Source organism: Microbulbifer mixtoriginis (SeqCode) (genome assembly GCF_052468275.1).
The window spans coordinates 3639868-3654400 of record NZ_CP174341.1; the positions used below are offsets into that span (position 1 = coordinate 3639868).

General features: G+C 53.7%; 14 protein-coding genes. 7 read left to right on the plus strand and 7 right to left on the minus strand.

Annotated features, from left to right (window positions below; all coding sequences use genetic code 11):
• Positions 1-218: 218 nt before the first annotated feature.
• Genes ACJJIC_RS16055 through adiC form a run of 4 tightly spaced genes read left to right on the plus strand, consistent with a single transcriptional unit; the run spans position 219 to position 7504 of the window.
• Complete coding sequence (locus tag ACJJIC_RS16055) at positions 219-1916, plus strand: FMN-binding glutamate synthase family protein (RefSeq protein WP_444909282.1); 1698 nt, start codon at positions 219-221, stop codon at positions 1914-1916.
• Positions 1917-1943: 27 nt separating this feature from the next.
• Positions 1944-3656, plus strand: coding sequence for a thiamine pyrophosphate-dependent enzyme (locus ACJJIC_RS16060; protein ID WP_445357390.1), 1713 nt, complete (start codon positions 1944-1946; stop codon positions 3654-3656).
• A 48-nt stretch (positions 3657-3704) separates the two neighbouring features.
• Positions 3705-6011, plus strand: coding sequence for an Orn/Lys/Arg family decarboxylase (locus ACJJIC_RS16065; RefSeq protein WP_445357391.1), 2307 nt, complete (start codon positions 3705-3707; stop codon positions 6009-6011).
• Positions 6008-7504 carry an arginine/agmatine antiporter gene (gene adiC, locus ACJJIC_RS16070; RefSeq protein ID WP_445357900.1) on the plus strand — a complete coding sequence of 499 codons (1497 nt, stop codon included), beginning with the start codon at positions 6008-6010 and terminating at the stop codon, positions 7502-7504. The genes ACJJIC_RS16065 and adiC overlap by 4 nt, the downstream gene beginning before the upstream one ends.
• Here the strand turns inward: adiC and ACJJIC_RS16075 are convergent.
• Positions 7494-7961, minus strand: coding sequence for a YpsA SLOG family protein (locus ACJJIC_RS16075; protein ID WP_445357392.1), 468 nt, complete (start codon positions 7959-7961; stop codon positions 7494-7496). The genes adiC and ACJJIC_RS16075 overlap by 11 nt on opposite strands.
• Positions 7962-8040: 79 nt before the next feature.
• Here ACJJIC_RS16075 and ACJJIC_RS16080 point away from each other — a divergent pair, with 79 nt between their 5' ends.
• The gene (locus tag ACJJIC_RS16080) at positions 8041-8496 is read left to right on the plus strand and encodes a DUF2269 family protein (RefSeq protein WP_444886531.1); all 456 of its coding nucleotides are present in this window, start codon (positions 8041-8043) and stop codon (positions 8494-8496) included.
• A 46-nt stretch (positions 8497-8542) separates the two neighbouring features.
• Here the strand turns inward: ACJJIC_RS16080 and ACJJIC_RS16085 are convergent, their stop codons facing one another.
• From ACJJIC_RS16085 to ACJJIC_RS16095, 3 genes are all read right to left on the minus strand, one after another.
• Positions 8543-9520, minus strand: a complete 978-nt coding sequence (locus tag ACJJIC_RS16085) for a hypothetical protein (RefSeq protein ID WP_445357393.1) — start codon at positions 9518-9520, stop codon at positions 8543-8545.
• Between the two features lie 58 nt (positions 9521-9578).
• Positions 9579-10205 carry a malonic semialdehyde reductase gene (locus tag ACJJIC_RS16090; RefSeq protein WP_444886533.1) on the minus strand — a complete coding sequence of 209 codons (627 nt, stop codon included), beginning with the start codon at positions 10203-10205 and terminating at the stop codon, positions 9579-9581.
• Between the two features lie 73 nt (positions 10206-10278).
• A complete protein-coding gene (locus tag ACJJIC_RS16095) occupies positions 10279-10740 on the minus strand; it encodes a DUF3429 domain-containing protein (protein WP_445357394.1) in 462 nt (153 codons plus the stop codon).
• Positions 10741-10807: 67 nt separating this feature from the next.
• Here ACJJIC_RS16095 and ACJJIC_RS16100 point away from each other — a divergent pair, with 67 nt between their 5' ends.
• Positions 10808-11068: a DUF3081 family protein gene (locus tag ACJJIC_RS16100; RefSeq protein WP_444909278.1), complete on the plus strand. Its 261-nt coding sequence runs from the start codon at positions 10808-10810 to the stop codon at positions 11066-11068.
• Positions 11069-11258: 190 nt separating this feature from the next.
• Here ACJJIC_RS16100 and ACJJIC_RS16105 read toward each other — a convergent pair whose 3' ends face one another.
• A complete protein-coding gene (locus ACJJIC_RS16105; RefSeq protein WP_445357395.1) occupies positions 11259-11885 on the minus strand; it encodes a MiaE family protein in 627 nt (208 codons plus the stop codon).
• A gap of 277 nt (positions 11886-12162) precedes the next feature.
• On the opposite strand from ACJJIC_RS16105, the gene ACJJIC_RS16110 reads away from it, so the two are divergent.
• The gene (locus ACJJIC_RS16110; RefSeq protein WP_445357396.1) at positions 12163-13098 is read left to right on the plus strand and encodes a hypothetical protein; all 936 of its coding nucleotides are present in this window, start codon (positions 12163-12165) and stop codon (positions 13096-13098) included.
• Between the two features lie 27 nt (positions 13099-13125).
• On the opposite strand, the gene ACJJIC_RS16115 is transcribed toward ACJJIC_RS16110, so the two are convergent.
• Complete coding sequence (locus tag ACJJIC_RS16115) at positions 13126-13566, minus strand: hypothetical protein (protein WP_445357397.1); 441 nt, start codon at positions 13564-13566, stop codon at positions 13126-13128.
• Positions 13563-14528, minus strand: coding sequence for a lipid kinase (locus tag ACJJIC_RS16120; RefSeq protein ID WP_445357901.1), 966 nt, complete (start codon positions 14526-14528; stop codon positions 13563-13565). Before ACJJIC_RS16120 ends, ACJJIC_RS16115 begins: the two co-directional genes overlap by 4 nt.
• Positions 14529-14533: the final 5 nt, after the last annotated feature.

The window sequence follows — 14533 nt, forward strand, 5'->3', positions numbered from 1 at the left end:
AATTATTCAGAGGCCCGTTCCCTTATTAAGTATTGCAGGCCTCCCCGCATGGAAATAAACAGCTGCATACACTCAATGCCTAAAGCCAGTATTTACGCGCCTACAAACAGTAGATTGGCAAGATTCATACTGGGGGTGGTCAGTTTTGCGGCAGATCGTGGACCGATAGCGGCAAAGCCCCCTGTGATGATCTAGGTTCATTATCGGAACTCCCAGTAATGAGATTGAACCCACACACTATGATCATCTCCACAGCCTGGCGCGCCTATGCCAGTCGGAATGGAATCAAGCGCGCCATCATTCCAGTGACCGCCCTGGTTCTGACACCGATATTTTTAATACTCACCATTGCTGTCGATGCCTGGTGGGTGATCGCATTGCTACTCAGCCTGTTCTTAGTGCTACTGGGCATTTATGACATGCTCCAGCCCAACTGGAGTTTGACACGTAATTTCCCCGTTGCCGGGCGCATACGCTGGTTATTTATGAATCTGCGCCCCTACTTCCGCGCTTACATCGTGGAGGGTGATGAGGAGGGCAGACCATTTAGCTATGAGGCGCGCAGACTGGTCTACGCCCGCGCCGACGGTTTCTCGGATATGCACCCCTTTGGTACTGAGCTGGATGTACGCAGTGATGAATACATGTGGCTCACGCACTCCATTAACCCGGCCAAAGAGGCTGATATAAAGTCCCGCATCGAAGTGGGTTCTGGCCGCTGTGCAAAACCCTATTCGGCAACGCTATTAAATATTTCCGCCATGAGCTTCGGCGCCTTATCCGCCGCTGCGATTGAGGCACTGAATCAGGGCGCAGCTATCGGTGGCTTCTATCACGACACCGGAGAAGGTGGCATCAGCCCCTATCACCGCAAACACGGCGGGGACCTGGTGTGGGAGCTGGGTAGCGGCTATTTCGGTGCCCGTAAGGATGACGGCAGCTTCGATCCCGACCTTTTTCGCGAAGCCTGCGATGATCAGGTAAAGATGACGGAAATTAAGCTGAGCCAGGGCGCTAAACCTGGCCATGGCGGTGTATTACCCGGAGCAAAAGTTACCCAGGAAATTGCCTCAACCCGCAAAGTCCAGCCCGGCGTCGACTGTGTATCTCCACGCGCCCACTCGATGTTTTCCACCCCTATTGAAATGCTCGAATTTGCCGATCAGATGCGCAGCCTGTCCGGTGGCAAACCGGTGGGCGTCAAACTGTGCGTAGGGCAGGTTTTTGAAGTACTGGCCATTATGAAAGCCATGCTGGAAACAGAGAAATATCTCGACTTTATCGTGGTCGATGGCGCCGAAGGCGGGACGGGTGCCGCGCCTTTGGAATTATCCAACCATGTGGGTATGCCACTGCTGTCGGGGCTGATCGTAGTCCGCAATGCCTTAGTTGCTACCGGCTTGCGCGATAAAGTGCGCTTGGCGGCGAGCGGTAAAATCTACTCGGCTTCAGAGCTCGCAGCCTGTCTGGCGATAGGCGCCGATTGGTGCAATGCCGCGCGGCCTTTTATGTTTTCCATCGGCTGTATTCAGTCGCGACGCTGCCACACCGATACCTGTCCTACCGGTGTCACGACCCAGGACCCCAAGCGCCAGCGGGGCCTGGTGGTGGATGTGCAGAGCAAGCGCGCGGCGGCTTTCCAGGCCAAGACCCTGGAGGCCCTGGGGGAGATTGTCGCCGCCGCCGGTTTAACCGAACCGCGCGACCTTCAACCTTACCATCTCTATCACCGCATCAATGGTACTGAGTCATATCCTATTGATCGCATCTGGCACTTTCTCAATGAGAACGCCTTGATAGACGCCCCTGAGGAGACGCCTTACCGGCATTGGTGGCAGGCCGCCAGGGCTGATTCATTCCGGCCCGCAGTCAACCTGGCTCACCACGATGATCACTCCGCACTGCGGCGCTTGTAAGCCCTGCACCTTACTCTGGAGATTTCCATGGAGACCGTTTCGGAAATTATTGTCGATGCCCTGGTAAAAGCCGGAGCAAAGCGCTGCTATGGCATCGTCGGCGATACCATCAATCATTTCACCTCCGCCGTGCGCCAGTCCAAGCTGGAGTGGGTCCACGTTCGTCACGAAGAGGTGGGTGCCCTGGCTGCGGGCGGTGAGTCTTACTTGAGCGGGGAGCTCAGTGTCTGTGCCGGTACCGCTGGCCCCGGCAGCCTGCATTTTCTCAACGGCATCTTTGAGAGCCACCGCAATGGCGCACCGGTATTGCTGATCGCCACCCGCATTGACCGAGCCGAGCAGGGGTTGGGATTCCCGCAGGATGTCGATCAGATCAAACTCTACGAGCAGTGCGCAGTATTCTGTGAAACCCTTTCCGACCCTGAGCAGGCTCGCCGCATTGTGAGCCAAGCTGCTCAGGCAGCCCTCAACCACAGAGGCGTTGCGGTGGTTGAGGTCAGTGGCGATATCTTCAAGACCAAGATCAAAGACTCAATTCCCTGGGCTGTTCATCGCCCCCAGTGGATAGCACGCCCCACTGATGAGGAGCTGGATGCGCTGGCAGAAAAGCTCAACCAAGCAGGGAAAATTGTTATCTATGGCGGTATCGGCTGCCGCTTCGCGCACGATGCAGTAGTTAAGCTGGGACAGCAGCTGGCAGCACCCATAGTGCATACCACCCGCTCCAAGGAATATCTGGAATACGACAATCCTTGCAACGTGGGCATGAATGGTATCCTCGGCAACCCTGCCGGTTATCGCGCAGTTCAAACCTGTGACCTGCTGTTGTGCCTGGGTAACGATTTCGCCTACACCCAGTTTTACCCGGAAAAAGCCACCATTATTCAGGTGGATATAGCGGCTTCCCACCTCGGGCGACGCACGCCCATTCATATGGGCCTGGTTGGCGATGTCGGCGCGACCATTGAAGCCCTATTGCCGAGATTAAAAGACCGCAGTGACCATGCATTTCTCCAGGACCTGCTCGGTCGCTATCAAAAAGACCTGGAGCAGTTGGAAGAGCGCGGCCACGAGCCAGACCCCAAACTGATTCACCCACAGTACGTTGCCCAAGCCCTGGACAAACTCGCCAGCGACGAAGCTGCATTTACCGCCGATGGCGGCTCTCCCATGGTTTGGCTGCTGCGCCACCTGCGCGCCAATGGCAAACGCTCCTTCCTCACCAGCCTCTCCCACGGCACCATGGCCAATGCCTACCCCCAGGGTCTGGGTATGGCTAAGGCAGACCCCAACCGCCAGGTAATTGCGATGTGTGGCGATGGCGGAATGACCATGCTAATGGGCGATCTATTGACCCTGGTGCAGGAAAAAATCCCACTCAAACTATTGGTCTTTAACAATCACTCCCTCGGCTTTGTGGAAATGGAACAGCGTATCGAGGGACTGCTGGATAGCTACACTGACCTGCAGAACCCCGACTTCAGCCGCATGGCGGAAGTGATTGGTATTCCTGGAGAAAAAGTCGAGAAAGCGGGTGATCTCGAAGACGCGATGAAACGCTGGCTGGCAGTCAAAGGACCTGCCTTACTGGACGTCACTGTAAACCGGCTGGAACTGGTGATGCCCCCGGAGGTGACAGCGCAGCAGGTGTCTTCCACCGCGCTATTTGGCCTCAAAGCCATACTCAACGGACGCGCTGATGAAGTGGTCGACCTGCTGAAAGACAACTTTCTGCGCTGACGGGGAGCCGGCCAACTCGACCCGAGACGCAACCCAGGCGGGAGGTTCATGCACCAGCTCGGAAAACAAATGCCCACCAATATGTTGGCCCTGCTCGCCAGTGGGGAGATCGCCAGCAACAGCGCTCCTGGCCGCGCCGCCACACGCCTGCAGGAGGAGCTGGCGCAGCGCCGCATCGACCTGATCACCACGGTTTCCAGTGACGATGCCAGTGCCATGTTGCGCGCCAACCCGGCAATACAATGTCTGCTACTGAACTGGGAACTGCCCGGCAGCGGTCACCCCCCTGCGCTGAATGTACTGGAGCAGTTGCGAGCACGTAATCTGCATCTGCCGGTATTTCTGCTCGCAGACCGCGAAACCGTCAGCAATATGCCACGCCGCGCCCTGGAGCTGGCCAATGACTTCATTTGGATTCTGGAGGACACCCCCACTTTTATCGGCGGGCGCATCCAGGGTGCAATAAGGCGCTACAGCCAGGCAGTGCTGCCGCCCATGTTTGCCGCCCTAACCCATTTTTCCCATGTGCATGAATACTCCTGGCACACGCCCGGCCACACTGGTGGCACCGCATTTTTAAAGTCCCCTGCAGGGCGCGCCTTCTATGACTTTTTCGGCGAAAATATGCTGCGTTCAGATTTGTCCATCTCTGTGACAGAGCTGGGCTCCCTGCTCGATCACACAGGCCCCATCGCCGCAGGGGAACGCTACGCAGCCAAGGTATTCGGCGCAGATCGCACTTACTATGTCACCAACGGCTCCTCCACCTCCAATCGCGTGATTGTGATGGCCTCTGTGACCCGCGGCCAGCTGGCCCTGTGCGACCGCAATTGTCACAAGTCTGTAGAACATGCCATCACCATGTCCGGCGCTGTTCCTACCTACCTGATACCGTTGCGCAATCACTACGGTTTGATTGGCCCGATTCCCCCGGATCAGTTGACGAAAGCAGCCATTTCACAAGCCATTGTTAACAATCCCCTGGTGGACAGCGCCGATAGCCAGCGGGCGGTACATGCGGTGATCACCAACTCCACCTATGACGGCCTCTGCTATAACGTGCGCCGGGTGGAGGAATTGCTGGGTGAGTCCGTAGACCGGCTGCATTTTGATGAGGCCTGGTACGCCTATGCGCGCTTCAACCCAATCTACCGGGATCGCTTCGCGATGTACGACAGCGAGGACGACGAGCCTCACACAGGCCCGACAAAATTTGCCACCCAGTCCACACACAAACTGCTGGCGGCCCTATCGCAGGCCTCCATGATTCATATCCGCGATGGGCGCAGCCCCATCGAACACGGCCGCTTTAACGAGGCCTTTATGTTGCACGCCTCCACTTCACCCCTCTACTCCATCATGGCCTCGAATGATGTCAGTGCGGCGATGATGGACGGCCCTGGCGGCACTGCGCTCACGGGCGAATCTATCGCTGAGGCGGTGGCTTTTCGCCAAGTGTTGGCACGACTGAAACGAGAGTATGGGGAAAAGGGGGAGTGGTTTTTTGATGGCTGGCAGCCGGATCAGGTAACAGAGCCCTCAAGCGGCCAGAAATACGCCTTTCACAGCGCACCTACAGAGCTACTGTGCAGCGAAGCCAGCTGCTGGTTGTTGAATCCCGGAGACTCCTGGCACGGATTCGGCGAGCTAGAGAAAGGCTATTGCATGCTCGACCCCATTAAGGTCTCCATCACTACCCCGGGCATGCAGCGCAACAGTCAGCTGGCGGAATGGGGTATTCCAGCCGGCATTATCAGCAAGTACCTGGATAACCTCGGCATTATTGTCGAGAAGACCACTGATTTTACCATCCTGTTCCTGTTTTCCATCGGCATAACCAAGGGCAAATGGGGCACGCTGATCAACGCACTACTCGCCTTCAAACGGGACTACGATGCCAATCAGCCTCTCAGCCAGTGTCTGCCCAATCTGCTGGCCAAACACTCTGGTTATGCCGATATAGGCCTACGCGACCTGGCGCAAAAAATGTTTACCCGTATGAAGGAATTGCGCAGCACAGCAAAAATGTCCGCTGGTTTTTCTGCTCTGCCACAGGCCGACTGCAGCCCTGTGCAGGCCTATGAAGCCCTGGTGCGCGGCGAAGTGGAATTGCTTCCCTTGAGCCAGTTGGCAGGGCGGAGCGCAGCAACCGGGGTTATTCCCTACCCACCGGGTATTCCGCTATTGATGCCGGGGGAAAATTTTGGCAGCGAGGGCAGTCCTGCCCTGGAATATTTACGCGTGCTGGAGTCCTTCGACCGGGAGTTTCCCGGCTTCGGCCATGACAACCACGGTGTCGAAGTACACAAGGGGCACTACCATGTCTACACCCTGAGCCGGGGGGCCGCGCCATAACCCCCCGGACGGCGGAGAGTAATAAAATCGGCCTGGTGCCAGCCACGCTGATGGTGGCCGGCAATATGATGGGCTCCGGCGTATTTATGCTGCCTGCTAACTTGGCAGTTATAGGCAGCATTTCTCTGATTGGCTGGTTGATCACCATCGTGGGCGCCGTATCACTAGCACTGGTTTTTGCCCGCCTTGCCGCCTTGGACCCAGCCGCCGGAGGCCCTTATGCCTACGCACGCAGGGCATTTGGCGACTATATCGGCTACCAGACCAACCTCGTGTATTGGCTCGCCAATGTCATCGGCAATGTCGCACTGATCACCGCCGGGCTGGGCTATATCACCCATTTCTTCCCCCCGCTCCAGGACCCTATGACCTTCGCCCTGGCCCAGGTGGCCATGATCTGGCTACTTACCTACGCGAATATCCTCGGGCCGCGTATGGTTGGTCGTATCCAATCGCTCACCACCAGTTTGGTATTTATTCCCATTCTCGGTACAGCACTCTTTGGTTGGTTCTGGTTTGATAGCCAGACATTCAACGCCAGCTGGAATGTCTCCGGCAAGAGTAATGCCAGTGCAATTATGGCCACGCTCACCTTTACCCTGTGGGCATTTATCGGCGTGGAAACCGCATCTGTATCCGCCGCAGTAGTGAGAAACCCCAGCCGCAATGTGCCGATCGCCACTGTTGGCGGGGTATTGTTGGCATCGGTAGCCTATGTCCTGAGCTCTTCAGTCATTATGGGCATGCTGCCCAACAAGGAACTCATCGCCTCTTCGGCACCTTTTGCCGACGCCGCACGTTTGGCGTTAGGTAATACCGCCGCGAATATTGTTGCAGTCTGTGCAGCAGTAGGTTGTATCGGCTCTCTCGGCGGCTGGATTCTTTTGGTAGGGCAATCTGCCAAGGCCGCAGCTGATGACGGTCTCTTCTCCAAAGCCTTTGCCAAAACCAACCCTAAAGGGGTGCCCTCTGTCGGCCTGACATTGGTGGCCATTCTGATGTCCCTATTGGTACTCGCCACCATTTCTCCCAGCGCCAGCCAGCAATTTGGCAAGATCGCCTCAGTGGCGGTCATCATGACATTACTGCCCTATATCTACTCGGCAATTGCATTGCGGGTACTCGCTTACGGCAAAATACCGCAGCAACAATACACACTGTTTACTGTAATACTGCTAATTGCCGCAATCTATTGTCTGGTGGCACTGGTGGGCTCCGATGGCCAGCAGACACGCTGGTCGCTGATATTTGTTATTGCCACCGTTATTTTCTATGCGCTGATATTGAATCGCCGCCGCAGCGTCGCAGAGAAACACTGGCTACCCGGCGGACCGGAGCCAAAGTGGGTGCAATACTTTACCCTCGGCGCAACAGTTACTGCGCTGTGCGTTTTTTTCTGGTTTTCCGTGGGCCAGCATACAGACCTAGAGCTACGCCTGCGCGCGCCACAACCACAAGTCTCGAACCAACAGTCGCAACCAATTAACCACTAAATACCCGCTGTATGGTCTCGGCCGTGCGCCAGGTAATTCCCTGAGAATTTGATTCCCTATTGCCGGCCACATTTAAAATATAAGGTTTATTTTTACCGATAAAATCGCGAATTTGTTTGCAACAGTAATCCCAGGGATCAATCACTAAAAAGGGTTTCCCCAGCTCCCGGCAAAACTTAATGGTATAAGAGGTACCATCACTGCCGGGATTGTCGGTAAAAATCAAAGTTGCATCAGAATTACGGATATTCTCCCGAGTGCGCTCTGCTAAATTCCCAGATGCCAGTTCAATCAGCCCGAAGCTTTTGAGAAAATCGGCGCGCTCTCCAACTTCGGTCCAATACCCCTGCGGGGCAGTACCACCGGTGGCAATACCCAATCGTTGCCCGGCGATCAAGCCACCAGTATCCGCACCGGTCTGCCCACCGCTGATAATTTTTTCTGGTTTGAAACTCATAGCCAAATCAAACCTATAGGATTGAAAGTTATGCGCTAAAACTCTACCTTATTGCCGGTTTATTTTGGTCTGCCGCTTTATGAATTACTACCTCGCACTCAAGACACTACATATTCTCTGCGCCATTATCGTACTCGGAACCGGCACCGGGATTGCCTGGTATACTTTGCGCGGCTGGCTGTCCGGTGATTCCCAGGTGATTCAGTGGGTGAGTAAGGAAACGGTGCGAGCAGACTGGATATTTACCGGCAGCGCAGTGCTCGGTTTACTGGGAAGTGCCATGGGGATGCTGGTGATTAACCCGGCATGGATAGAACAAACCTGGCTGCAATTGGCTGCCGGGCTAACCCTAGCGGTTTTCCTATTGTGGCTCCCGGTTGTCTACCTGCAATATCAATTGCGCGCACATGCAAACCAAGAAAATAGCCACAGTCAAATCCGCTGGATCATGCGCACCTGGTGCCTGCTAGGTGCTCTGGCCTTTCCCTTAACGATTGCTATCGTTTACCTGATGGTTTCCAAGCCCTCCTTTTAAACAGCATCACGAAAATTTGATGATGACCAAATACACGTTTTCAGCCTTAACTCCCTCCCCGCAGTATTTTATAGCTCGCTCTCTCCCCCATATCTTTCCACTGCCGCTTAAAGTCCTCCAGCACAACCCCTGCGATAATATCGGCAAAACCGTCAGGGGTTTTACTCAAGCGCTCTAAGGCTTTCTTTTTACATAGTGGAATAATAACCGCAGATTTCTCGCGCCTATCACACCTCAGCAAGCGACTGCGAATTTGCTCAGCCTCGCCACCGGAACAACTTGCATCGGTAATGACAAAAACATTGGTATCACTATCGAGATCAGGGCAGATCAGGTCCCACCCAAGATCAAACTGCCGGAATACAACCCCGCGAAAGCGCCCCCTGCCCACCTCACTACCTGTGATAAAGGGCCAGGCATGGGCTAGGGTCCAAAGATAAGATTTACTGAGCACATATTGCAGGTGTTGGTTTCTCACCAAACCCAACTGACACTGCTTTTTGAAAGTTTCATCATCCAGTTTTGCCTTACTGCAGATTGCCTTGGGAATAAGCTCCCCTTTATAACTGGTGGTAGGAATTACCACGACAAAGTCATCGGCCTCTTTCTTTTTTTCCAAGGCTTTAACAATGGTGGCCTGTAAGTGCAGAATAAATTCTTCAGTAGAAATTACGTCATGGGGTAAAGACGCCCTCTCTTCCCCCAGGTTCATGTATCGCGCTTCATTTCGATACGCCGAAATAATTGGCTCTAGTTCTTCTCTGCTAAACAGCAGCTTCTCATCCAAAACCGCTTCTTTATTAATTTTTCTGGCATAGCAATCCAGAAGCATCTGGTCAGCCCGGTAAATTCCTTTATTTTTAGATGAGACACAGCGTGAATATTCAGCATCCTGAAACGCGAGAAAACGCTCAACTACCGGCCGGCTGATATCCCTGCCAAACAACTCATACAAAACCTCTTCATCTCTGGGTAAAAAATAATTGTTCGGGCGAAATATATTTTGCAATTGCCTATGAGCCATTCATCCAACTCACTTTTAACCTTCTTCTTGAGATCCTGATGGCATTCACACAGTGCCCTCAAACAACTTGGCATATCTCATCGAATTCAAAGCGCGGATTGCGCGGATGTAACTTGGCATCCACACCGTATCCCAGATTACAGAGAAAGTTGGATTTAATATGGCCTGGACAGTGTTCCTGTACAAAGGCTGGGGTCGAGGACTGATCACTGAAAAATTCATGATCTACTAGGGCATTATCAAACCCAGACATAGGGCCGCAGTCCAGGCCCAAAGCCCTCGCCGCCAGAATAAAGTAGCCACCCTGTATTGAACCATTGCGAAATGCCGTGGTTTCTGCCAACTCTGGATTATCGGCAAACCACTCACGCGCCGGTGTGTGGGGAAACAACTTGGGAAGATATTCGTAAAAGCGCATATCAAATGCGATGATTGCTGTCACCGGTGCCGACATGGTTTTCTCAATATTGCCCGCATTCAAAGCCGGTTTAAGCCGGGCTTTTCCCTCCTTGCTCACAATAAAAACAACCCGCATCGGGCAACAGTTAGCGCTGGTGGGCGCCATCCTGACAAGATTGTGCAACTTTTTCAGCAACTCTTTCGGCACCGGTTTATCTTGCCAGTAACTGTGTGTTCTAGCTTCAAAAAATAATTGATCTAATGCTGGAGGGGCAATCGATTTCATACCTGGCATTCTCGTGTCGCTTTCTGGTGAAAGTCTAGCTTTCAGAACGACGGAGAAACGGTTACTCCAAGTGTTAACGCAGCAGTATCATGCCGATATGGCAAGCAATCACCAGATAGGTCACGATACTGCGAGTACGAAAATACTGCTCCCGACCAGGCAGATTGGGATTTAAGCGGGCCTCCATCCAGGCCACAAAGGCAAAACCTATTGCGAGAATGGGCAACCCCCAAGCACTTTGATAAAGCATTAATCCCACCCACCCGGCAAGCGCAACCACATTACTGAGCACGATCAACGCCAACCGGTGAGGATGGCCGGGCCGGTTCAGCACGCCCCCCCACCAGATACCACACAAAAAGCTGAGAATCACTGCGCTATAAGCGGTAAAGAATAGGCTGGCATCAATACCCAGGAGGGAGACTTCAGTTAGCTGCAGCAATAGACCGACAACAAAAGGACAGAGCCCCAGGTAAGCCAGGGCATCAAATAAACGGGTATCCACCACCGGCTGCTGATAGCCGCTACTATCCATGCTGTCTAATCTTCCATACAGTAAGGGAGAACAGAAACAACAAGTTTAGTGGCACGGGGAAGCCAGTATGGAAGAGGAGAGCAAAATTGATGTCAAACAGGCCTTGCGGGTATTTGATCGTGTCACCCGGGAGGGACACAGGGAAACAGACGGCTGGCACTACAAAGGACTGACAGTGAGCACCGATTTTGATGGCTACACCGTATTTATCAACTCAGCAAAAGTGAAGCTCACCGTCTTTTTTCACAATAAGTTTTCTATCGATTATTCGAGCGACAGAGAACTGCAGGATTTTATACGCCTACTGGCTAGTCTTGATCAAAAATGAATACCTTAAGCGCCGTTGCTCCCCAGTGGACTAGCACCTTGGTAGCGCCTAAACCGCGGTAGTACCTAAACAGTATTTTGGTGTCCAATGTACTGCCTGCAACTGATGTAGAACAAATTCACAGCCCTCCTGTCTAGTCAGGCAAGAAAGTGATCTCCATCAGTGACAGTTCAATGATTTTTAACGGACCCTAACCCTGCGACTTTCCCGGCACACCGCTATGGAAACGAAACTCACCATCGCCACTCAGCACGAGCTCTTTTTCCAGCGCTAACAACGCCTGCACTCGCGGCTCAATATCTTCGTCTGCGGCTTTTTGCGCGAGATGTAGATAGTCGCGGAAATGGCGAGCTTCAGATTTCAGCAGAGACAGGTAAAATTTTTGCAGCTCTTCATCCAAGTGTGGCGCTATACGGGCAAAGCGTTCACAGGAACGTGCCTCAATAATGGCTCCACAAATCAGAGTATCCACAAGGCGCCCTGGCTCTGCGCTGCGCACCTGAGCACGCAACCCAGCCGCGTAGCGGGAGGCGCTCACGTGGGGGTAGGCAATGCCGCGCTTTTCCATAATGGCCAGTACTTGCTCGAAGTGGCGCAACTCCTCACGAGCCAAACGCGACATCTTGTGCAGCAGCTCAAAATCCCCCAGATAGCGAAACATCAGGTTGAGCGCTGTACCGGCCGCCTTCTTTTCACAGTTGGCGTGGTCCACCAGCATCATTTCCGGCTCAGCCAGTGCTGCCTCAATCCAGGCATCCGGGGTGGCGCACAGCAGGAATTCGTGAATCGCGGACAAATCGGGAACTTGGGCACTCATGGGATCAGTATTTCATCTGGTATCAATCATTTGGCGCGGGATTATAGCGGCACAACAGCAGAAAGGCAGGCCCCAACAGAAATCAAGCGCTGCTCTCCAGGGCGGCTTTTACTGTAAACAGCTATCTATCCTTTTCCCTATGACGCACCCCCTTCAGTCAACCTCTAAACAACTTCACACGCCAGGCACCCCCAGTTTTAAACAGTCCAAATAGAAATTTGTTAACGGTTTATTAAGTGCATTAAAATGTTGATCTTTTGGATAGTGGAACTCGGCGATGAAAGACCATCGGCAATTGGCACTCAGCATCCCCCCCTTACTGGAGCAGATCCACAGCAGCGCAGCAGAATTACGCGACTCTCTTGAACAACTTCAAACTGCCAGTAAGCCCTGGCAACACTATCTGCTGCAGCCACCTTTTGCCTTGGAAGCAGCCCAGTCCTTGCAAGAAAGCTTTGAGCGGCCCTTTTCTCTTGCTGGCGCCCTGTATAACCAGCTGGATTATGCCGAACCTCTCGGAACCGGAGGCGATGCCCGTGCAACCCTGCAAATCCCGGGTCTATTGGCGGTTCCAGACAAGACTCTGGCACTGGCAAAACAACTCAACAGCGACAAAGAGGCCTTTGCCAATGCTATCGCCGAGTACCGATCAGCCTTAGCAGAGCGGCCCATGGCAGAGCGAGACCGCAACGTGCGCGAGGTACTGGCGCAAGCAGGCTACCCCCGCGCGCACCTGCGCCAGTGCTACCGCCTGGTTTTACTCTGCGAACAGCATCCGAATGCCATTACCCTCTCCTGGATAAAGGCACGCAAGTCCATTCGCAAAGTCACAGTGCAGTGGTGTGAAAAAAAGCTGGTCCAGATGGACCCAACCGGTGCAGATCCCGGCATCCAATACCAACGGCAACTGCTTGCCGGCCTGCACAAAAGCCAACAGGAGGACCTGCGCCAGGTACAAGTGCAGAGCCGCCCCAATCTACAGGTCGCCGAAATTTTCTTCGCACAGGAAGCTGGAGAGGAAGACCAGTATCGACAAGTGGGTTACTCCTCCATGCCGATACTAGTGGCTGCGAATGAAGCCGGGCGATTGCCTGAATTTACTCGGGTCGATCATCAACCCAGTGTCAGCCGGCGCCGACAAAGAAGGGACCTGGCTATTTCCACAGAGCCATTCCTACCTGCCTTGCGTGTCTTCTTGCGACAGCAACGCTAGCGCCGGTTAACCGGAACGCCCAAAGGGCTACCGGAGCCTTTGAGCCAGCTCCACCAATGTTTCTTCGAGTTGAGTCCGGCAGACTTCTTTAAGCGCCTTGTGGGATTTATCAAGAGCACTCAACTCATCATCGTTAAGACGCGCAAGTAGCTCACGATCGGCGTCTTGACGCTTTTTGAAAATCTCTTTGGTTTTGTCCTCAGCCAGTAGGGGCGCAAAGCTCTGCAGTAGCTGTTCACCAGCCTTGAGGTCCCTATCCGGCTCAGAAGGCAAACTATCTTCGGCACGAATTGCCCGCTCTAACTTGTCCGCAAGCACCTGCCGGCGTTTGGTAATTGTGTTTAAGAAATTAGCTGCCGACTTTTCTTCAAGTTGCCCGGCCGCTGCCCGGTAATCCTCCTCGCTACGGCTAATAAGCATAAAAAGATCATTCAATGCTGCCTGGATATCAGTGCGAATGAGTGTCATTGCCCTCTCTCTTTTCTACTGAGGAGTTCCTCTGAATTGCGTGGCACCAGAACCTCAAGCGCTCTGGGAATCACCGAAAAGGTTGCAGGGGTTTCAGCAACCGGCTCCCCATCCGCATGAATCTGCAGACGCGGCTTGGTTTCTACCTCTATTCGCTGGGCACTGGCATTAAAAACCCCCTCGGTTAGATGGTGCTTGCCACCGCGGAGCAATAGTGCCATGCCCAGCAACTCCAACAGGCCGCGCGGACGCAGACTATAGAGGTTAAGCTTGGCATCATTGATGCGTGCCTTCTCTGCAACCAGGTTGCCGCCACCGTAATAACGACCATTGCCCACGGCCAATTGGATTGACCGCATTTGGCAGCGCTCTTCGTCCAGTGCCAGATTTACCCGGAATTTTTGTGTACGCCTCAGGGCAATAAAGAAGGCTCTCAGATAACTCAGAACCCCCCAGCGCTTTTTAATCTCGGAGTCCTGTGCTTCAGTCACTTTTACCCCAAGCCCCATATTGGCCACATTGAAAAAATAGTGACCATTGACAACACCGAGGTCGATTAGCTGGCGATGGTTGCCGATAATGACATCAAAAGCCTGCTCCAAGTCGACAATGCCAAGGGAGCGTGCCAAGTCATTCGCGGTACCCAGCGGTAGAATTGCCAGGGCCAATTGGCACTCTTTCAATACCCGAGCGGTGGAGCTGATGGTGCCATCTCCGCCACCGACTATCACAAGGTCGAGGTTCTTATGACTCTGCCGGATCGCAGCCTCGGTCTCCTCTGGGGCCTCGGAATGCAAGACTTCAACCTCTATTCCGTCAGCGCGTAAGCGCGCTAGGCCGCTGTCGATATCCGCCTCGGCACCATTCCGGCTTTTTGGATTAACCACGAGAAGTACTCTACGCGGATTTTTGTGAGCTGAGCTGATAGCCGGTTCTCCATTACCGGAAAGATGAACATCAATTCTAA

Excerpts from the sequence above, each read along its gene's own strand:
- ACJJIC_RS16055 (WP_444909282.1), top strand. The coding sequence starts at position 219 with ATGAGATTGAACCCACACACTATGATCATCTCCACAGCCTGGCGCGCC.
- ACJJIC_RS16060 (WP_445357390.1), top strand. The coding sequence starts at position 1,944 with ATGGAGACCGTTTCGGAAATTATTGTCGATGCCCTGGTAAAAGCCGGA.
- ACJJIC_RS16065 (WP_445357391.1), top strand. The coding sequence starts at position 3,705 with ATGCACCAGCTCGGAAAACAAATGCCCACCAATATGTTGGCCCTGCTC.
- ACJJIC_RS16075 (WP_445357392.1), bottom strand. The coding sequence starts at position 7,961 with ATGAGTTTCAAACCAGAAAAAATTATCAGCGGTGGGCAGACCGGTGCG.
- ACJJIC_RS16080 (WP_444886531.1), top strand. The coding sequence starts at position 8,041 with ATGAATTACTACCTCGCACTCAAGACACTACATATTCTCTGCGCCATT.
- ACJJIC_RS16085 (WP_445357393.1), bottom strand. The coding sequence starts at position 9,520 with ATGGCTCATAGGCAATTGCAAAATATATTTCGCCCGAACAATTATTTT.
- ACJJIC_RS16090 (WP_444886533.1), bottom strand. The coding sequence starts at position 10,205 with ATGAAATCGATTGCCCCTCCAGCATTAGATCAATTATTTTTTGAAGCT.
- ACJJIC_RS16095 (WP_445357394.1), bottom strand. The coding sequence starts at position 10,740 with ATGGATAGTAGCGGCTATCAGCAGCCGGTGGTGGATACCCGTTTATTT.
- ACJJIC_RS16100 (WP_444909278.1), top strand. The coding sequence starts at position 10,808 with ATGGAAGAGGAGAGCAAAATTGATGTCAAACAGGCCTTGCGGGTATTT.
- ACJJIC_RS16105 (WP_445357395.1), bottom strand. The coding sequence starts at position 11,885 with ATGAGTGCCCAAGTTCCCGATTTGTCCGCGATTCACGAATTCCTGCTG.
- ACJJIC_RS16110 (WP_445357396.1), top strand. The coding sequence starts at position 12,163 with ATGAAAGACCATCGGCAATTGGCACTCAGCATCCCCCCCTTACTGGAG.
- ACJJIC_RS16115 (WP_445357397.1), bottom strand. The coding sequence starts at position 13,566 with ATGACACTCATTCGCACTGATATCCAGGCAGCATTGAATGATCTTTTT.